This window comes from Pseudomonas sp. FSL R10-0056, from assembly GCF_009600105.1.
GTDB classification, from domain to species: Bacteria; Pseudomonadota; Gammaproteobacteria; order Pseudomonadales; family Pseudomonadaceae; genus Aquipseudomonas; species Aquipseudomonas bubulae.
This window is the reverse complement of sequence record NZ_WIWL01000231.1, coordinates 1-17,732: the sequence shown is the minus strand read 5'-3', so window position 1 is coordinate 17,732 and position 17,732 is coordinate 1. Positions and strand designations below refer to the sequence as shown.

General features: G+C 61.2%; 17 protein-coding genes and 1 pseudogene. 6 read left to right on the top strand and 12 right to left on the bottom strand.

Features of this window, described 5'->3' with window-relative positions:
- From GHO42_RS23415 to GHO42_RS23385, 7 genes and pseudogenes are all read right to left on the bottom strand, one after another.
- Nucleotides 1-795 (bottom strand): annotated as a pseudogene (locus GHO42_RS23415) (histidine kinase); the annotation flags it as partial.
- Between the two features lie 131 nt (nucleotides 796-926).
- Nucleotides 927-1,487, bottom strand: coding sequence for a potassium-transporting ATPase subunit KdpC (kdpC, locus tag GHO42_RS23410; protein WP_153328432.1), 561 nt, complete (start codon nucleotides 1,485-1,487; stop codon nucleotides 927-929).
- 18 nt (nucleotides 1,488-1,505) lie between these two features.
- On the bottom strand, nucleotides 1,506-3,578 hold the full coding sequence (gene kdpB, locus GHO42_RS23405; protein ID WP_153328434.1) for a potassium-transporting ATPase subunit KdpB: 2,073 nt from the start codon (nucleotides 3,576-3,578) through the stop codon (nucleotides 1,506-1,508).
- A gap of 10 nt (nucleotides 3,579-3,588) precedes the next feature.
- Nucleotides 3,589-5,283: a potassium-transporting ATPase subunit KdpA gene (gene kdpA / locus GHO42_RS23400; RefSeq protein WP_153328436.1), complete on the bottom strand. Its 1,695-nt coding sequence runs from the start codon at nucleotides 5,281-5,283 to the stop codon at nucleotides 3,589-3,591.
- A gap of 8 nt (nucleotides 5,284-5,291) precedes the next feature.
- A complete protein-coding gene (gene kdpF, locus GHO42_RS23395; protein WP_016780098.1) occupies nucleotides 5,292-5,381 on the bottom strand; it encodes a K(+)-transporting ATPase subunit F in 90 nt (29 codons plus the stop codon).
- Between the two features lie 282 nt (nucleotides 5,382-5,663).
- Complete coding sequence (locus GHO42_RS23390) at nucleotides 5,664-6,896, bottom strand: hypothetical protein (RefSeq protein WP_095019345.1); 1,233 nt, start codon at nucleotides 6,894-6,896, stop codon at nucleotides 5,664-5,666.
- A gap of 28 nt (nucleotides 6,897-6,924) precedes the next feature.
- On the bottom strand, nucleotides 6,925-7,374 hold the full coding sequence (locus GHO42_RS23385; protein WP_016780096.1) for a YcgN family cysteine cluster protein: 450 nt from the start codon (nucleotides 7,372-7,374) through the stop codon (nucleotides 6,925-6,927).
- 155 nt (nucleotides 7,375-7,529) lie between these two features.
- Between GHO42_RS23385 and GHO42_RS23380 the strand changes: the two genes are divergently transcribed.
- A complete protein-coding gene (locus GHO42_RS23380) occupies nucleotides 7,530-8,123 on the top strand; it encodes a nitroreductase family protein (RefSeq protein ID WP_016780095.1) in 594 nt (197 codons plus the stop codon).
- A 111-nt stretch (nucleotides 8,124-8,234) separates the two neighbouring features.
- Here GHO42_RS23380 and GHO42_RS23375 read toward each other — a convergent pair whose 3' ends face one another.
- The 3 genes from GHO42_RS23375 to rnd form a co-directional block, all read right to left on the bottom strand.
- The gene (locus tag GHO42_RS23375) at nucleotides 8,235-9,167 is read right to left on the bottom strand and encodes a D-2-hydroxyacid dehydrogenase (RefSeq protein WP_095002173.1); all 933 of its coding nucleotides are present in this window, start codon (nucleotides 9,165-9,167) and stop codon (nucleotides 8,235-8,237) included.
- Nucleotides 9,168-9,293: 126 nt separating this feature from the next.
- The gene (locus tag GHO42_RS23370; RefSeq protein ID WP_095002174.1) at nucleotides 9,294-9,587 is read right to left on the bottom strand and encodes a YcgL domain-containing protein; all 294 of its coding nucleotides are present in this window, start codon (nucleotides 9,585-9,587) and stop codon (nucleotides 9,294-9,296) included.
- Nucleotides 9,584-10,717 (bottom strand): ribonuclease D, encoded by a 1,134-nt coding sequence (gene rnd, locus GHO42_RS23365; protein ID WP_095002175.1) that lies wholly within the window; start codon nucleotides 10,715-10,717, stop codon nucleotides 9,584-9,586. The genes GHO42_RS23370 and rnd overlap by 4 nt, the downstream gene beginning before the upstream one ends.
- A gap of 257 nt (nucleotides 10,718-10,974) precedes the next feature.
- Between rnd and ampC the strand changes: the two genes are divergently transcribed.
- Nucleotides 10,975-12,123, top strand: a complete 1,149-nt coding sequence (gene ampC / locus GHO42_RS23360; protein WP_371926192.1) for a class C beta-lactamase — start codon at nucleotides 10,975-10,977, stop codon at nucleotides 12,121-12,123.
- Here ampC and GHO42_RS23355 read toward each other — a convergent pair.
- Together GHO42_RS23355 and GHO42_RS23350 are read right to left on the bottom strand one after the other, a co-directional pair.
- Nucleotides 12,120-12,770, bottom strand: a complete 651-nt coding sequence (locus GHO42_RS23355) for a bifunctional 2-polyprenyl-6-hydroxyphenol methylase/3-demethylubiquinol 3-O-methyltransferase UbiG (RefSeq protein WP_153328443.1) — start codon at nucleotides 12,768-12,770, stop codon at nucleotides 12,120-12,122. The two genes, ampC and GHO42_RS23355, sit on opposite strands and share 4 nt — an antisense overlap.
- 93 nt (nucleotides 12,771-12,863) lie before the next feature.
- Complete coding sequence (locus GHO42_RS23350) at nucleotides 12,864-14,243, bottom strand: glutamine synthetase family protein (protein WP_095002178.1); 1,380 nt, start codon at nucleotides 14,241-14,243, stop codon at nucleotides 12,864-12,866.
- A 348-nt stretch (nucleotides 14,244-14,591) separates the two neighbouring features.
- On the opposite strand from GHO42_RS23350, the gene poxB reads away from it, so the two are divergent.
- The 4 genes from poxB to GHO42_RS23330 all read left to right on the top strand — a co-directional run.
- On the top strand, nucleotides 14,592-16,313 hold the full coding sequence (gene poxB, locus GHO42_RS23345) for a ubiquinone-dependent pyruvate dehydrogenase (RefSeq protein WP_095002179.1): 1,722 nt from the start codon (nucleotides 14,592-14,594) through the stop codon (nucleotides 16,311-16,313).
- Between the two features lie 227 nt (nucleotides 16,314-16,540).
- Nucleotides 16,541-16,783, top strand: coding sequence for a ParD-like family protein (locus GHO42_RS23340; RefSeq protein WP_016780087.1), 243 nt, complete (start codon nucleotides 16,541-16,543; stop codon nucleotides 16,781-16,783).
- The gene (map, locus tag GHO42_RS23335; protein ID WP_095019350.1) at nucleotides 16,780-17,571 is read left to right on the top strand and encodes a type I methionyl aminopeptidase; all 792 of its coding nucleotides are present in this window, start codon (nucleotides 16,780-16,782) and stop codon (nucleotides 17,569-17,571) included. The genes GHO42_RS23340 and map overlap by 4 nt, the downstream gene beginning before the upstream one ends.
- Before the next feature lie 25 nt (nucleotides 17,572-17,596).
- Nucleotides 17,597-17,732, top strand: a 136-nt coding sequence (locus GHO42_RS23330; protein ID WP_153384194.1) for a LysR family transcriptional regulator, incomplete at its 3' end; no start/stop codon positions are given.

Genomic DNA, 17,732 nt, shown 5'->3' with positions numbered 1-17,732 from the left:
ATGCCGCACCAGGCGCTCGGCATGGGTATCGCCGTCGATCCCCACCAGCAAACGCCCGCGCAGCGCCGGGGCCGATTGCCCCTGCTGGCGGTAGCCCTTGTCCAGTTCATCGTCGACATACACCGCAGCGGTCTGCATTGCCAGTTCGCGCAAAGCATTGAGATTGGTCTGGCTGAAAAACGCATCAATCGCTGCCCGTGCCTGCTCAGGTACATACACCTTGCCCTCGCGCAGCCGCTCCAGCAGTTCCCGGGGCGGCAGGTCGATCAGCAGCAGTTCGTAGGCTTCCTGCACAACCCAGTCCGGCAGGGTCTCACGCACCTGGACCCCGGTGATGCCGCGCACCTGATCGTTGAGACTTTCCAGATGCTGGACGTTGACCGTGGTGTACACATCGATCCCGGCCGCGAGCAATTCCTGCACATCCTGCCAGCGCTTGGCGTGACGGCTGCCGGGGGCATTGCTGTGGGCCAGCTCATCGACCAGTACCAGCTTGGGTCTGGCGGCAAGCAGGCCGTCGAGGTCCATTTCCTCAAGCTGCACGCCGCGATAATCCGAGCGCAGCATGGGCTGCTGGGGCAAGCCATTGAGCAAGGCCTCGGTCTCGGCGCGGCCATGGGTTTCGACCACCCCGGCCAGTACTTCGACACCCTGGCGCAGTTGCGTATGAGCCGCTTGCAGCATGGCGTAGGTTTTGCCCACGCCGGGTGCCGCGCCGAGAAACACTTTAAGCCGGCCACGGCCTGCGCGCGGTAGATCGGCTAGCAACGCATCGGCGCGGGCGGAATGAGTCATGGGGGGTTCCTGATAAATTGTGTGACTGAAAGCTTTACCCTCACCCCAGCCCTCTCCCGGAGGGAGAGGGAGCTGATATGTGGTTTTCTTGAAGCCGCGTGCGGTCAGTCCCCTCTCCCTCCGGGAGAGGGTCAGGGTGAGGGGCTCTTCAACTGCGCCAATGCGCTGTTCAACAGCAGCACGTTAACCACCGGCGGCCCCACCAGCGGCCGCTCGATATGCTCCGCCACCAGCTGTTCAACAGCCTGTACCGGCAGGCCGCGAGCGGCAGCTACCCGTACCAGTTGATAGCGTATTGCCTCTGGTGGCAAGTGCGGGTCCAGCCCGCTGCCCGAGGTGGTCAGCAGCGCCAGGGGCACCGGCCCCTGGCCCGGCACGGCAAGCTGAGCGGCACTGTCCTTGACCCGTGTCGCCAGCGCCGGGTTGCTCGGCGCCAGGTTGCTGGCCGAACTGGCCACGGTGGCAAACGCTCCCGCCGATGGCCGTGGGTGAAACCAGCTGTCACCGCTGAAATCCTGCGCAATCAATGCCGACCCCAGCACCTTGCCGGCACTGTCACGGACCAGGCTGCCATTGGCCTGTTCGGGGAACGCCAGCTGGGCAATGCCGGTGACGGTCAGCGGGTAGATCACGCCGGTAATGGCGGTCATCAACAGCATCAGGCTCAGGGCCGGACGTAAAAAAGTGCTCATGGTGTAACCCTCCAATGCTTAAACCAGATGCAACGCGGTGAGCAGCATGTCGATCAGCTTGATGCCCACAAACGGCACCACCAGCCCGCCCACGCCATAGATCAGCAGGTTGCGGCGTAACAGGTGCGCCGCACTGGCCGCCTGCACCCGCACACCGCGCAATGCCAGCGGGATCAGCACCACGATGATCAGCGCGTTGAATACGATGGCTGACACAATCGCGCTTTGCGGGCTCTGCAGGCCCATCACGTTGAGCACGCCCAGTTGCGGGTAGATCGAAGCAAACAGCGCCGGCAAAATCGCGAAGTACTTGGCCACGTCGTTGGCGATCGAGAACGTGGTCAATGCGCCACGGGTCACCAGTAACTCCTTGCCGATCTGCACTACATCCAGCAGCTTGGTGGGGTCGCTGTCCAGATCCACCATGTTCGCGGCTTCACGGGCCGCCTGGGTGCCGTCGTTCATCGCCATGCCCACATCGGCCTGGGCCAGGGCCGGAGCGTCGTTGGCGCCATCACCGCACATCGCCACAAGGCGGCCGTCATTTTGCTCATGGCGAATGCGCGCCAGTTTTTTCTCCGGTGTGGCCTCGGCCAGCACGTCATCCACCCCGGCTTCAGCAGCAATGGCCGCGGCGGTCAGCGGGTTGTCGCCGGTCACCATCACGGTGCGGATGCCCAACTTGCGCAACTCGGCAAAACGCTCGCGAATACCTGGTTTGACCACGTCCTTGAGGTGGATGGCGCCCAGCAGCTTGCCCTGGGCACAGACCAGCAAAGGGGTGCCGCCGCTCTGGGCGATCTTGTCGATTTCCCGGGACAGGGCCGGCAACAGCTCGCCGCGTTTGAGGCCGACAAACGCCAGCACTGAATCCACGGCCCCTTTGCGGTACACCCGACCGTTGTGGTCGATACCCGACAGGCGGGTTTCAGCGGTAAAGGGTACGGCCGTGAAGTCCGACACGGGTAACTCGGGCAGGCTGTGCTGGCCCCGAACAAACTCGACGATGGACTTGCCCTCTGCCGTCTCGTCCGCCAGCGAAGCGCGCAACGCGCCCTCTGCCAGCTCTTTGGCGGTCACGCCGGGGCAGGCATACAGCGCCGTGCAGCGGCGGTTGCCGAAGGTGATGGTGCCGGTCTTGTCGAGCATCAGCACATGCACATCACCCGCGGCTTCAACCGCCCGCCCCGACTTGGCAATCACGTTGAGGCGCACCAGACGGTCCATGCCGGCAATACCGATGGCCGACAACAAGCCGCCGATGGTGGTCGGAATCAGCGTCACCAGCAGGGCCACCAGAAACACCAGGGGCAAGCTGCCACCGGCAAAGTAAGCGAACGGCTGCAAGGTCACGACCACGATCAGAAAGATCAGGGTCAGGCCGATCAGCAGAATATCCAGGGCAATCTCGTTAGGGGTTTTCTGCCGCTTTGCCCCTTCGACCAGTGCGATCATACGATCCAGGGTGGACTCGCCGGGATTGGCGCTGATTTGCACCAGCAACCAGTCACTGACCAGCCGCGTATTGCCGGTCACCGCCGAGCGATCACCGCCCGACTCACGGATCACCGGCGCCGATTCGCCAGTAATCGCCGCTTCGTTGACCGCGGCAATCCCTTCAATCACCTCGCCGTCGCCGGGAATCATCTCCCCCGCTTCGACGCGCACTACATCCCCTTTGCGCAGGCGGGTGGCCGGGACGATTTCAAAGCCGCCCGTGGCAGTGCGCCGACGCGCACTCAAGCCCACACTGCCAGCTTTGAGGCTATCGGCCCGAGCCTTGCCGCGCCCCTCGGCCAGGGCTTCGGCAAAGTTGGCGAACAGCACGGTAAACCACAGCCACAGAGCGATTTGCACCGCCACCCCGGTGGGCACTGCAGGCTCGGGGATAAAACACAGCACCGTGGTAAAAATCGCGGTCAGCTCGACCACCAGCATCACCGGCGAGCGTTGCAGCTGGCGCGGGTCGAGTTTGACGAATGCTTGCAACAGCGCCGGACGCCAGATATCGGCGAACGAAGTCTTCGGCGACTCGGGAGCCCTGGCTTCAGGCGTTGGCGTCAACTTTGAAACAGGAGCAGGCATAGTCATCTTCGTCTCCTCAGAAGCCCTGGGTCAGTTGTTCAGCGATGGGGCCAAGGGCCAAGGTCGGCAGAAAGGTCAGGCCGCCCACCAGCAAGATGGTCACGGTCAGCAGAGCGACAAACAGCGGGCCGTGGGTCGGAAAACTGTCCTGGCCAATCGGCGAGCTTTTCTTGATCGCGAGGCTGCCGGCCAATGCCAGCACCGGCAGGATGTAACCGAAGCGTCCGATCAACATGCCCAGGCCCAGCATCAGGTTGTAGAACGGCGTGTTGGCGTTAAGCCCGGCGAAGGCTGAGCCGTTGTTGGCACTGGCCGAGGTGAAGGCATACAGGATCTGGCTGAAACCATGGGGCCCGGGGTTGCTGACCGAGGCCACGGCACTGGGCAGTACGGCGGCAATCGCGCCCAGCACCAGCACCCCCACCGGCATCACCAGCAAGGTCACCACCAGCAGCTGGACTTCCCTGGCCTGCAGCTTTTTACCGAGGTATTCAGGGGTGCGGCCGATCATCAGGCCGGCGAGGAACACCGCGATCAACACGTTGAGCAACATCCCGTAGAGCCCGGCACCGACGCCACCGAAGATCACTTCGCCGACCATCATGTTGAGCAGTGCCACCATCCCGGTCAGCGGGTTGAGGCTGTCGTGCATGGCGTTGACCGAGCCGTTGGAGGCTGAGGTCGTGGTTTCGGTCCACAGCACACTGCCGGTGGTGCCGAAGCGGACTTCCTTGCCTTCCAGCGGTGCGCTCTGCTCGACCAGCGGGCTGTTGAGCGCCGGGTTCGGCTGGTATTCGGCATACAGCGCCGTGCCGCCGCCGATCAGGAACAAGGCCAACATACAGGCGATGATTGCGCGGCTCTGACGCAGGTCCTTGACGTAATGGCCGAAGGTGAACACCAACGCCACCGGGATCAGAATAATCGAGGCCATTTCGAACAAATTGCTCCAGGCGCTCGGGTTTTCGAACGGGTGCGCCGAGTTCACGCCGAAAAAGCCGCCGCCGTTGGTGCCCAGTTGCTTGATCGCAATCTGGCTGGCAGCTGGACCCAGCGGGATTACTTGATCGGCACCTTGCAGGGTTACGGCATTGACGTAATGGGCAAAGGTTTGCGGCACGCCCTGCCACACCAGCAGCAACGCCAGCACCAGGCACAACGGCAGCAGGCCATAGAGCGTGGCGCGGGTCATGTCGACCCAGAAGTTGCCCAGCGTGTGCGCCGAGCGGCGGCTGATACCACGGCACAAGGCGACCAGCACGGCCAGGCCGGTGGCGGCGCTGACAAAATTCTGCACGGTCAGCCCGGCCATCTGGCTGAAATAGCTCAGGCTGGCTTCACCGCTGTAGCTCTGCCAGTTGGTGTTGGTGACAAAACTCACCGCGGTATTGAACGCTTGCGTCCACTCCTGCCCCGGCAACTGCTGGGGGTTGAGTGGCAAGTACGACTGAAACAGCAAAATGGCGAACAACAACACAAAGCCTGTCAGGTTGAAAACCAGCAGGGCCAGGGTGTACTTCTGCCAGCTTTGCTCACTGCCCGGGTCAACCCCGGCGATGCGGTAGCAGACCTTTTCGACGGGCCCCAATACCGGGCTCAGCCAGGTCCGCCGGCCCTCCATCACCTTGTAGTAAAAACGCCCCAGCCAGGGTGCGGGCAACAGCACCAGGGCAAAAAAGGCAAGCATCAGCCCATAGTCATAACTGTGCATACCCGCTCCTAGTTCCGGTCTGCGCGCAACAGCGCAACCAGCAGATAAACGAACAGCGCCACTGCCAGCAGCAGCGACACCCCATCCAGAATGCCCATGACAACTCTCCCCAGGCGGCACCTGCCGCGTAGGAAGAGAGTGTGGGGAATCAGGGCGTAAAGGATCGAGATCGAGAGGGATGCGCGGGCGTAAAGAAGGTGTAAAAAAGCAGCCATGCCTGCCGTAGCAGCTGGCGAAGGAACGCGGCTGCGTTCGAGCGCGAAGCGGTCGTAAATCATCTAGATGCGGCGTAACTGACAAACCGCATTGGCCAAATTGACGACGGCTACGCCGCCGGACGCAGCCTTCGTCCCTCGGCAGTTGCTACATGTGGGTTAGGATCAGCGCAACAGAGGGCTGTCCAGTACCTCGGAGGCGCCGCCCAGCACGCTTTCGCTCAGCTGGATAAAGCTCGCGGTATTGACCTTGTCCATGCGCATCAGCGCCTGGCTGACATCATCCAGCGAGCGCTTGCTGTGGGTCTGCAAACGGATTTCACGGTCCAGTGCCTGCAACAGCGTGACTGCCCGCGCAACCATGGCCGCGTTTGCCTGTTCACCGCGCAGGCGGGTCACGTTTTTACCGGCAGCGTTGAGCTTGTGCTGCAGGGTCTGGTAACGCTCATCACTCATGCCGCCGGCGCGGCGCAGCAGTTCGATGGCGTAGTACTCGCCAAGGCCCTCGCCGATCCAGTCATGCCCCGGCTCATCGTTGATGCCGCTGAACAACTGCACCACTTCGCGCAACAACGGACTTGAACCGCTCTCGCTGACCAGCGGCAAACCGCTATAGAGGTAGATCGAGTTGCGCCCCGCTGCACTGCCTTTCCACATCGGGCTGCCCGCGCCGACGATCAGCAGCTTGGGCGGGTTGCGCGGGAACACCGCCTGCACCTGCGGCCACACAAAGGTCAACAGGGTCAGCACATCCATGCGGTGCATGCCCTGCCCCTTGGGTGCGCTCACCGTGACCTCGGTTTCGCCCAGGGTGGTGCGGCGGCTGCCCAGGTTACCCGCGAGCATCCAGCCGGTGGGGCGATCAAACAGACGCGACACATCATCGATACGAAAGCGGTTTTTACCGATACGCGGCCAGGCGGTTTCAACGCTTTTCCAGCCTTTGGGCAGTTCGAATTCAAGCCGCGACACCAGCTCGACCCCATCCTGCTGATCGAGGCTGGCAGGCGGGATCAGTTGTTCACCGCGAAACAACGCCCAGTCAGGCGTGATCCGGGTGTCGTACGTGCCGTTCTTGCGCGGCTGGTTCAGGCGGACGCGGTAACTCAGGCTGGCACTGCCCGCTGGCGGATGCCACAGGCCCCGGCTATGGACCGGGTCGGGGCTCAGTTGCCATTGCCCGTCGGCCTTGAAGTCGCTGTAACTGCCCGGCGCGCCCAGGTCGAAATCCAGGCTGCGCACAGCAGAACCCTCGGCCAGGGTGATCCGCACCTCGGCCTGATCGCTTTTGGGCAACAACTGTACGTGGTAATCGAGCGCCACTTTTTGCCCAGCCCACAGCGGGCCCGCCGCCAGCAACAGCAGCAAACCCAGGGGCAATCGATAACGGAGCGGCATACACACTCCTTGCAAACCGCTCCGGCACTTAACCGGCGCGGAAAATCAAATGATCTTCCCAGTCATCTTCAGGCACGCTGCCTTCGGCCAGCATGCGCCCGGACTGTGAAATGCGCTCATGGTGGACAGCGTCCGGGTCGCCACACACCAGGTGATGCCACAGCGGCAAGTCCTTGCGCTCGCTCACCAGCCGGTAGCCGCAAGTCGGCGGCAGCCACTTGAACTCTTCGGCCTTGCCCGGCGACAGCTGAATGCAGTCAGGGACTGAATCACGACGATTAGGGTAGTCGGTGCACTGGCAGGTTTTCAGATCGAGCAGTTTGCAGGCGATGCGCGTGTAGTAGACGCTGTTGTCGTCTTCATCTTCGAGCTTTTGCAAGCAGCACAATCCGCAGCCGTCGCACAGCGACTCCCATTCCTCCTGATCAAGTTGATCGAGGGTTTTGCGGATCCAGAACGGTTCAACGATTGCGGCCATGGTTCAAACATCAACATCAGGGAGTGGAAAGGGCCGCCAGTCTAGTGCCCAAGACCCCGCGGGCCAAGGGCTTGTCGTCAGACTTGTCAGCTTGACGGCATCCCAGTAGTTTTAGCCCCTGAATTGAGCCGTTACATTTACCTCAGGAAACCGCCATGCCTGCTAGCAGCCGTAAAGCCGATCACAGCATTCACGAGCAATTTACCCAGCGCTGGTCGCCCCGCGCCTTTACCGATGCGACCATCGACAAAGCCACCCTGCTGAGCTTTTTTGAGGCGGCACGCTGGGCACCGTCGGCCTACAACGCACAACCCTGGCGCTTTCTGTTCGCCCTGCGCGGCACCCCGGAGTTCGACCGTTACCTGAGCCTGCTGGTGGAGTTCAACCAGGGTTGGGCCAAGCATGCTGCCGCGCTGGTGGTGATTGTGTCCAAGACCACCTTCGCGGCACCGGGCACCACCGAAGAAAAACCCGCACCGACCCACGCCTTCGACACTGGCGCCGCCTGGGGCCACCTGGCCCTGCAGGCTCACCTGAGCGGCTGGCACACCCACGGCATGAGCGGTCTGGATTTTGAACGGGCGCGCCAGGAGCTGAAAATCCCTGAGGGCTACCAGGTCCAGGCAATGGTTGCGATCGGCAAGATCGGTGACAAGTCGAGCCTGGTGGATTACCTGCAAGCCAAGGAAGTGCCAAGCCAGCGCGAACCGCTGAGCAAGCTGGTGGCTGAAGGCGATTTCAGCCTGTAACCCGGCTACAGAAATACTTCATCTTTGGGAGCGAGCCTGCTCGCGAATGGCCTTCGCGAGCAGGCTCGCTCCCACAGGAGTGGTTTGACCGGCAACAGAGTATCTACAGGATCAGTAACCGCGGTCGAAATCCACTTCGCCACGCAATGCCTCACCCGCCTGATACGCACGCAAATTGTCGACAAACAGCTGGGCCATCATCGGTGGCGAGGTCGGCGCCGAGCTGTGCCCGGTCAACAGCAAGCCCCAGGCCGTCCAGAACGGATGCTTGGCCGGCAACGGCTCCTGACGACAGACGTCAATCACCGCGCCCGCCAGATGCCCCACGCGCAAAGCCTCGACCAGATCGGCATCAACCACGGACACACCGCGCCCGGCATTGATGAATACGGCATTGGGATTGAACTGCGCAAACAGCTCGGCATCGTACACATCATGGGTGTCCGGGGTGTTGGGCAACAGGTTGATCACGTAATCCACCTGCCCCACCAGGCGCGGCAAGTCGCTCAGCACACCCACTTCCTTGAACGGTGCCAGCTCGCGGGCGGTTGTGGCGATGGCATGCAACTCAACGCCAAAAGGTAGCAGAAACTGCGCCACGGTCTGGCCAATATCCCCGGCCCCGACGATCAGCACCTTACGCCCGACCAGGCTCTGGCCCATGCGGTTATCCCACTTGCGCTCGACCTGGCTGACCAGCCGGGCCATGACTTCACGCTCGTGGCCGAGCATGTAGGTCAGAACGTATTCAGCCATCACCTGACCAAAAATACCCACGGCGCGGGTCAGTCGATAGTCACGCTTGAGACCTTCGGCCAACAACGGTGTGATGCCCGCCCAGGTCGACTGCAACCAAGCAGGCTTGTGGCCCTGGCGCAGCAGGGTCGCCAGCAGGTCCGGCTGGCCCAGCCACACCGGGCATTCACCGGCCATGCGCGACAGTTCCTCGGAATCGCCGCTGGACTGCAGTTGCAGATCCGGGGCGAGGCGCTGCAGCAGTTGGGTGTACAGCGGGTAATCGTGCTCGGCAATCAGGACGCGCATGTTTCTAACCTTTCCAAAACACTGCCAGCGCCCGTCGCCGAGGTTTGCCCCGTCGCGTTCGGCCAGCGCCAATCAAAATGAGTCCGTTTCAGACAGGCGCCCGGAACCGGGCACCTGGCGCCGCACTTACATCGGGTCGTTGCGACGCAACAGCTCTTCAGGCAAGTGCTCGATGTATTCGTCTTCGGCCGGCGGCATTTGCAGGTGATAGCCCTGGCTCTCGAGGTTTTCCAGAACCTTGGTGATGTCTTCGCGCGACAGCTTGCGCTCGGGCGTCAGCACCAGATCAAAGGCGTGGATCGGCTTGCCAAAAGCCAGCATCAGCGGTTCCGGCACGCGCTCCAGGGCATCGGCCTTGAGTACATACAGGTACATTTCGTTGCGTTTGGTGCTGCGGTAGATCGAGCAAATACGTTTCAAGACAGTTCTCCAGCGGTGGCCAGGCAATCGAGCAAGGCCTGGCCCATCAACTCACGGCGCCAGCCGCGCAGTGATTCCGGCAATTGATAAGGGCCATTGGGGAAGCCGCTTTTAAGCAGGGCTTCCAGGGTTTTCTTACGCAGCATCAGTTCCGGCGCAATGTTCAGGCGCTCAGCTTCAGCCTGGCCGATGGCACGCAGACGCTTGATCAGCAACGCGGCTTCAACCGGCAACGGCTCGGGCACGGCGGGCGGCCATTGTTCCGGCGGCAGACTGCCAGCACGCTTGATCAGATCAAGCAAAAACTCACCGTCCTGACGCACGGTGCGCGGGTGCATGTCTTCAATGCGCGCCAGTGCCACCAGGTTATCAGGCTGGGTTTTGGCCAGAGGCCACAATGCATGCTCGCGTATCACGCGGTTGCGCGGCAGGTCCCGGGCACGGGCTTCGTGCTCGCGCCAGGCGCAGATTTCACGCAATACCGCCAGTTGGGCCCGTGACAGCTTCCACGCCAGCTTGGCTTCGCGGTACACCTCGTAAGGATCTGTTTCGCGGCGCAGGTTGGCGACCAGTTCGGCGCCATCTTCCAGCACCCAGCGGTACTTTTCCGCCGACAGGCGCGGATGCAGCAACTTGTAGACTTCAGCCAGGTGCACGGCATCTTCGGCGGCGTAGCTGATCTGGGTTTCCGACAACGGACGCTGCAACCAGTCGGAGCGGGTCTCGCCCTTGGGCAGATCGATATCCAGGACTTCCTTGACCAGGCGCGAATAGCCCATGGAGAAGCCCAGGTTCAGATAGGCGGCTGCCAGTTGGGTGTCGAACAGTGGCACCGGCAGGCTGCCGGTCAGGCGCAGTAAAACCTCAAGGTCTTCACTGCAGGCATGCAGCACTTTGACCACCGCCTGGTTTTCCAGCAGGTCGGCCAGGGGCTGCCAGTTGTCGATGGTCAACGGGTCGATCAGGTACGCCCGCGTGCCGTCGCCAATCTGGATCAGGCCGGCAATCGGGTAAAAGGTGTCGACCCGCATAAATTCGGTGTCGAGGGCTACGAACGGCAATTGTTGCCATTCGGCGCAATGCTGGCCGAGGCTATCGTTGTCGCGAATCCAGTGAATATCGATGGCCACACGGCTCTCCCTTGAAGAATGGCGCGCAGTATATATCGCCGCCAGGGATTACCGGACATTGCCTCGTCATGTTGTGCGCGAAAAAACCTACGAAACTTCCATATAAAACCCGCATCCATAGAGTGATTTCCTCTATAAATTGCCTGGCTCAACGCCATTGAAGATTTGTTACAACACATTATGTGACAAGCCAGTCGGGCCACTGTGAGCGGGCACGAGTAGATTTGCGCACTAAAAACCGAGGATACCCCATGAAAATGACCTGCAAACTGTCAGCACTGGCACTTTCGCTGATAGGCCTTTGCTCTTTTTCCAGTAGTGCACTGGCAAAGGGTTCTGACCTGGATGCAGTGGTGCAAAACGGCGCCAGGCACGTAATGCAAGAATACGCCGTGCCCGGCCTGGTCATCGCCGTGAGCGCTAACGGCAAGCAACACTTTTACAGCTTCGGTGTCGCGTCTAAGGCCAGTAAAGAGCCAGTGACCCCCGACACACTGTTCGAGGTTGGCTCGGTCAGCAAACTGTTTACCGCAACCCTGGCCACTTATGCTCAGGCCCAGGGCAAGCTTTCGCTGTTCGATACCGTCGGCAAATACGAGCCGGAACTTGAAGGCACACCCTTTGGCAAGGTAACCCTGGCCCATCTGGCCACCCATACTGCAGGCGGCTTCCCTTTGCAGCTGCCGGACAGCGTGCAGGACGAGCGCCAGTTGATGGATTACCTCAAACGCTGGAAACCCGCCTACCCGATGGGCACCCAGCGCAGCTACGCCAATCCAAGCATCGGCATGCTCGGCGTGATTGCCGCCAAAAGCCTGAACCTGCCGTTCACCCAGGCAATGGAGCAACAACTGTTCCCGGCACTGGGGCTGCACAACACCTACTACACCGTGCCCGCCAGCAAAATGACGTTGTATGCCCAGGGCTACGACAAGCAGGATGCACCGGTCAGGCTTAACTCCGGCGTGCTCGGCAATGAAGCCTATGGCGTGAAAACCAGCGCCCGCGACCTGATCCACTTTACCGAGCTCAACCTGGGCCAGGGCGAAACCAGCCCGCAGATTCGCAAGGCTCTGGCTGACACGCACACCGGTTATTTCCGCGTGGGGCCCATGACGCAGGATCTGATCTGGGAACAGTACCCTTACCCTGTCGAGCTCAAATCGCTGTTGGAAGGCAACTCGAACAACATGGCCTATGAAAACAATGACGCCATCGCCCTGAATCCGCCTCTGGCCCCACAACAGGCGGTATGGGTCAACAAGACCGGCTCAACCGGCGGCTTTGGTGCCTACGCAGTGTTTGTGCCTGCCAAGCAAAAATCGATCGTCATTCTGGCCAACAAGAACTACCCCAACGACGCACGGGTCAAGTTGGCATACGAGGTGCTCAAGGCCCTGGACTAAATGTCCTTGCGCAAGATGTAGATGCTGCCCATGCCACAACCGGGCAGCACTTCGTACTGTTTGAGGATACTGAAGCCTGCCCGCTCAAATTGACCTTCAATTTCGTCCTTGTTCACCACGATACGGAGCGGGTCACAGCCCTGCTCCGCCGTACGACCAAGGGGCACAGAAAGGATCAGGCCGTCACGACTGACCCTGTGCAGCTCGCGCAAAATGGCCTGGCGATGATCGCTGTCGCGCACATGGTGGAACAACTGCATGCAAAAAATGCAGTCCACGGCGTTTTCCGAAATATCGATGGAAAACACCGAGCTTTGAAACAGTTTGATGCGCGCCAGCAGGCCGGCGGGATGGTGGGTTTGTGCGTGATCGAGCATGGCCTGCGACGAGTCGCAGGCCAGGATCACCCGATTGCCATGCTCGGCCAAAATCGGCCAGAAACGCCCGGCTCCGCAAGCCAGATCCAGGATCAGTCCAGGCTCGCCCGCAACCTTGAGCGCCCGGCGCACCAGGCGCCGCTCGCGCCACAACACGAACCTGCGGGCAAGCCCTTGGGGCTGTACTTGCAGGCAAACCTTCGCATGCTCGCGGTCAAACTGCTCGGCGAGCTCATGCTCTATAGGGGTGGAAGGTGGCTGCGATGACATGGGCCCGCGAACTCTTGTGTTTGATGATGATCAACGCAGAGATTATCGGGGCACCAGTGAAAAAATTGTCACAAAACCATGAAAACAGGCGGGTCACGCCTGCTGCAAATACCAGCGCCAGTCCTGCTCGCCCACTTCGCCCATGAATTGACGGTATTCCGCGTTTTTCACGGCCAGGTAGACCTTGAGAAACTCCGGACCGAAGGCTTCTTTTGCCCACTCCGAAGCCTGCAACGCCCGCAAGGTGGTCAGCCAGTCGGTCGGCAACCGCTCGCTGGCCTGGGCATAGCCATTGCCTTCGACCGGCGCACCCGGGTCGAGTTGCTCGCGAATGCCACGATGGATTCCGGCCAGAATAGCTGCCGCGGCCAGGTACGGATTGGCATCGGCACCACATATGCGGTGTTCGATATGCCGTGAAAACGCCGGACCACCGGGCACCCGCAGGCTCACCGTACGGTTGTCCACGCCCCAGGTAGCGGCCAGCGGCGCATAACTGTTGCTCTGGAATCGGCGGTAGGAGTTGGCATTGGGGCAAAACATCAACAGTGAATCGAGCAAAGTGCTGAGCATTCCGCCCACCGCCTGCCTGAGTAACGGCGTACCGTCCGCTGCCTCGCTGGCAAACAGGTTGTTGCCGTCCTTGTCGGCCAGGCTCACATGCATGTGCATGCCGGTACCGGCCAGATCATCGAAAGGCTTGGCCATAAAGCAGGCAACCATCCCGTGCTTGTGCGCCACGCCTTTGACCAGGCGCTTGTAGCGCACCGCTTCGTCCATTGCCTGCAGCGCGTCACTGCGATGCTCCAGGGTAATTTCCACCTGCCCCGGCGCATATTCGGAAATCGCCGTGCGTGCAGGTATCCCTTGGAGCTTGCAAGCGCTGTACAAGTCGGCCAGAAACGGCTCGATCTGTTCCAGCTCGCGCAAGCCGTAAACCTGGGTCGCCCGCGGGCGCTGGCCATCAGCATCACGGGCCGGTTGCGGGCGACCGTTGCTGTCGCGCTGCTGATCGAGCAGATAAAACTCCAGCTCCGCCGCCATCACCGGGTAATAGCCATCGGCCTTGAGGCCGTCGATAACCTTGGCCAGCAAGTGCCGGGGGTCGGCCACTGTGGCGGGCATGCCCTGTTGGGGATGCATGCTGACCTGTACTGCCGCCGTGGGAATCAGGCGCCACGGCATGGGCTGCAGGCTGCCACTGACGGGATAGGCACGGCAGTCGATATCGCCCACATCCCACACCAGGCCGGTGTTTTCCACATCGTCGCCGTTAATGCTCAAGCCCAGAATCGTGCTCGGCAGCGGCCGACCGCTCTCGTAGACCGCCAGCAACTCGTCGCGGTGCAGCAACTTGCCGCGAGGCACACCGTTATTGTCGATGATGAACAGTTCGAACATCTCGATGTGGGGATGTAATTCCAGAAAATCCAGGGCTTGTTGCAGCGGGGCAAACGCGGTTGCAGCACTCATGGCAATACTCATCGGTTCGTATCAGACAGGCGCCGGGGCGCACATATTCAGGATTTGACGGCACGATGAAGATCCGGCGGGCGGGCATGACGGCAGTGAAACAGGGCCCAAAAGGCCTGCCAGGGGCACTGAATGCTGCTCATACCTGCAACCGTTGCCAAAAAGGGAACCCAGCCTCACACGCCCGGGTGGGTTGTTTAAATGCAGGGATTTATACCTTTGGTTACATCGGCGCTAAACAATCAAGCCTCTGTGGGAGCGGGCTCTGTGAACGTTTCAATCCCCGGCAAGGTCGCATGCAGTGTCTATCCTGCTTGATCCACCCTACTGCTTCGAGGAGCCCGCACCATGACCAGAACGGTTGCCGATTTCATCACCGAAACCCTGCAGCAAGCCGGCGTAAAGCGTGTATTTGGCGTGGTGGGTGATTCCCTCAATGGCTTTACCGACGCCTTGCGTCGCCAGGAGCAGATTGAGTGGATCCATATGCGCAACGAGGAGTCCGCCGCATTCGCCGCTGGGGCCGAAGCCCATTTGACCGGCGAGCTGGCGGTTTGCGCCGGCAGCTGTGGCCCCGGCAACCTGCACTTGATCAATGGCCTGTTCGACGCCCATCGCAGCGGAGTACCGGTGCTGGCACTGGCCGCTCACATCCCCGGCAGCGAAATCGGTATCGACTATTTTCAGGCCACCCACCCCGAAAGCCTGTTCAAGGAATGCAGCCACTACGTTGAACTGGTGTCCCGCCCTGAGCAACTGCCGCAGATTTTGCATCGGGCCATGCGCACAGCCATCGCCAAACGCGGAGTGGCGGTGGTAGTGATTCCGGGGGATGTGGCGCTGCAAGCGACCGAGGCCAAGGTGGCGCAATGGCTCAAGCCTGCCCAGCCGCTGGTCTGTCCCGCCCCGCCCGATATCGACCGGCTGGCGTCGTTTCTCAATGACGGCAAGAAAGTCACACTGCTGTGCGGCGCAGGCTGCGCCGGTGCCCATAGCGAAATCCTGGCCCTGGCCGAGCGGTTGAACGCGCCCATCGTGCATGCCCTGCGCGGCAAGGAACATGTCGAATACGACAACCCCTATGACGTCGGCATGACCGGCCTGATCGGCTTCGCCTCGGGTTACAAGGCGATGATGAACTGCGACACCCTGCTGATGCTGGGCACCAACTTTCCTTATCGCCAGTTCTATCCCGAGCACAGTTATATCGCACAGATCGACCTGCGCCCCGAAGCCCTGGGCAATCGCTGCCCGCTGCAACTGGGGCTGCTCGGTGATGTGAAGCTGACGCTTGAGGCCGTATTGCCCAAGGTGATGCAAAACCCCGACCGCGACCACCTCGACCAGGCGCTGGACGATTACAAAAAAGCCCGGGAAGACCTCGACGCCCTGGCGGAAAGTGGCCCTGGCAGCTCTATCATCCACCCCCAGTACCTCAACCGGCTGGTCAGTGAGCTGGCGGCAGAGGATGCGATTTTCACCTGCGACGTTGGCACCCCCACTGCGTGGGCAGCCCGCTATTTGAAGATGAACGGCAAACGGCGCCTGATCGGCTCGTTCAACCACGGCTCGATGGCCAATGCCATGCTGCAGGCCATCGGCGCACAGGCAACATACCCGGATCGCCAGGTTATCTCGATGTCCGGCGACGGTGGTTTCACCATGATGATGGGTGACTTCCTCACCCTCAGCCAGGTGGGCTTGCCGGTCAAGGTCATCGTGCTCAACAACGGCACCCTGGGTTTTGTCGAAATGGAAATGAAGGCAGCGGGCTTCCCGGATGTGGGCTGTGACCTGAAAAATCCGGACTTTGCGGCAATGGCCCAGGCCATGGGGGTTAAAGGGATTCGCGTGGAGCATCCATCCGAACTGGAAGCGGCGCTGCGCGAAGCCTTCGCCCATGACGGCCCGGTGCTGGTGGATGTGGTCAGCGCCCGTCAGGAGCTGGTCATGCCGCCGACCAAGACGTTCGAACAGGCCAAGGGCTTCAGCCTGTTTATGCTCAAGACCGTGATGGACGGCCGCGCCCGGGAGCTGATCGACCTGGCCAAAGTCAACTTGTGGCGCTGATTAACTCTCCAATAACCGCAGTACTTTGTGGGAGCGGGCTTGCTCGCGATGAAATTGACGCGGTTTACCTGACAGACCGCGCCGCATGCATCGCGAGCAAGCCCGCTCCCACAGGGAGACCTTGACCGGAAACAGAGTTTCTACACGATTGAAAACCGCTACAGCTTGCGATCACGAGCAGCTCTCGCCTAATATACGTTCCATATGCATTTCATATTGGAACGCTGATGGGCATCGTCAAGATATCCGAGCAGATGCACGAAAACCTGCGGGTCGCCAGCAACGCGCTGAGCCGCTCGATCAATGCACAAGCCGAGCACTGGATGCGCATTGGCATGCTGTCCGAACTGCACCCCAACCTTGATCACAACCAGATCTGCCGCCTGCTGGTGCGGGCCGAGCAGGCTGGCGGCCTGGACTTGAATGTGGCACTGCAAGACACCCCCCTCGCAACCGGAGCACATTCATGAAGGCCAGCGTCGTTATCAACACCCCGGCGCAAATCGCCCAGTCCAAGGTCGCGGGCAAGCTGGCCGCCGAAGTGCTGGCCATGATCGGCGAGCACGTCAAGGCCGGGGTCACCACCGACCAGCTCGACCGGATCTGCCACGATTACATCGTCAACGTGCAAAAGGCCATCCCCGGCAACGTGGGCTATCACGGTTTCCCCAAAACCGTATGTGCTTCGGTCAATGAAGTGGTATGTCACGGCATCCCGTCCAACCGCGTGCTGCGCGACGGCGATATCGTCAATATCGATATCGCCGTGGTCAAGGATGGCTGGTTCGGCGATACCAGCCGCATGTACTTTGTCGGCGAGCCAAGCCCCGCAGCCCGGCATCTGGTGAAAACCACCTACGACGCCATGTGTGCCGGGATCCGCATGGTCCGCCCGGGCGCAACCCTGGGCGATATCGGCCACGCCATCCAGACCCTGGCCGAGAAAGAAGGCTTCAGTGTGGTACGCGAGTATTGCGGCCACGGCATCGGCAAGGTCTATCACGACGAACCGCAGGTGCTGCACTACGGTTATCCGGGCCAGGGCATGAAGCTCAAGACCGGCATGATTTTCACCATCGAACCGATGCTTAACGCTGGCAAGCGCCATGTGAAGACGCTGCCTGACCACTGGACTGTCGTGACCAGGGATGGCTCGCTGTCGGCCCAGTGGGAGCATATGGTGGCCGTGACTGACGACGGCTTTGAGGTGCTGAGCCCGTGGCCGGACACCCTGGCCGAGTACCCCGCCATCGTTTGACGGGCCACTGCACAGGGACGGCGATATGACGGTTGAAAGCTACGACCAACTGGCGATCTTCGCGGTGGTTGCCCAGGAGCGCAGCTTTACCCGCGCCGCCGCCCGCCTGGGCATGTCGCAACCGGCCCTGAGCCGGGCCATGCGCCAGCTCGAGGAACGCC

Bases quoted from the DNA above. Each gene is read 5' to 3' on its own strand.
- kdpC (WP_153328432.1), bottom strand. From the start codon at position 1,487: ATGAGCACTTTTTTACGTCCGGCCCTGAGCCTGATGCTGTTGATGACC.
- kdpB (WP_153328434.1), bottom strand. From the start codon at position 3,578: ATGACTATGCCTGCTCCTGTTTCAAAGTTGACGCCAACGCCTGAAGCC.
- kdpA (WP_153328436.1), bottom strand. From the start codon at position 5,283: ATGCACAGTTATGACTATGGGCTGATGCTTGCCTTTTTTGCCCTGGTG.
- kdpF (WP_016780098.1), bottom strand. From the start codon at position 5,381: ATGGGCATTCTGGATGGGGTGTCGCTGCTGCTGGCAGTGGCGCTGTTC.
- GHO42_RS23390 (WP_095019345.1), bottom strand. From the start codon at position 6,896: ATGCCGCTCCGTTATCGATTGCCCCTGGGTTTGCTGCTGTTGCTGGCG.
- GHO42_RS23385 (WP_016780096.1), bottom strand. From the start codon at position 7,374: ATGGCCGCAATCGTTGAACCGTTCTGGATCCGCAAAACCCTCGATCAA.
- GHO42_RS23380 (WP_016780095.1), top strand. From the start codon at position 7,530: ATGCCTGCTAGCAGCCGTAAAGCCGATCACAGCATTCACGAGCAATTT.
- GHO42_RS23375 (WP_095002173.1), bottom strand. From the start codon at position 9,167: ATGCGCGTCCTGATTGCCGAGCACGATTACCCGCTGTACACCCAACTG.
- ampC (WP_371926192.1), top strand. From the start codon at position 10,975: ATGACCTGCAAACTGTCAGCACTGGCACTTTCGCTGATAGGCCTTTGC.
- GHO42_RS23355 (WP_153328443.1), bottom strand. From the start codon at position 12,770: ATGTCATCGCAGCCACCTTCCACCCCTATAGAGCATGAGCTCGCCGAG.
- GHO42_RS23350 (WP_095002178.1), bottom strand. From the start codon at position 14,243: ATGAGTGCTGCAACCGCGTTTGCCCCGCTGCAACAAGCCCTGGATTTT.
- poxB (WP_095002179.1), top strand. From the start codon at position 14,592: ATGACCAGAACGGTTGCCGATTTCATCACCGAAACCCTGCAGCAAGCC.
- GHO42_RS23340 (WP_016780087.1), top strand. From the start codon at position 16,541: ATGGGCATCGTCAAGATATCCGAGCAGATGCACGAAAACCTGCGGGTC.
- map (WP_095019350.1), top strand. From the start codon at position 16,780: ATGAAGGCCAGCGTCGTTATCAACACCCCGGCGCAAATCGCCCAGTCC.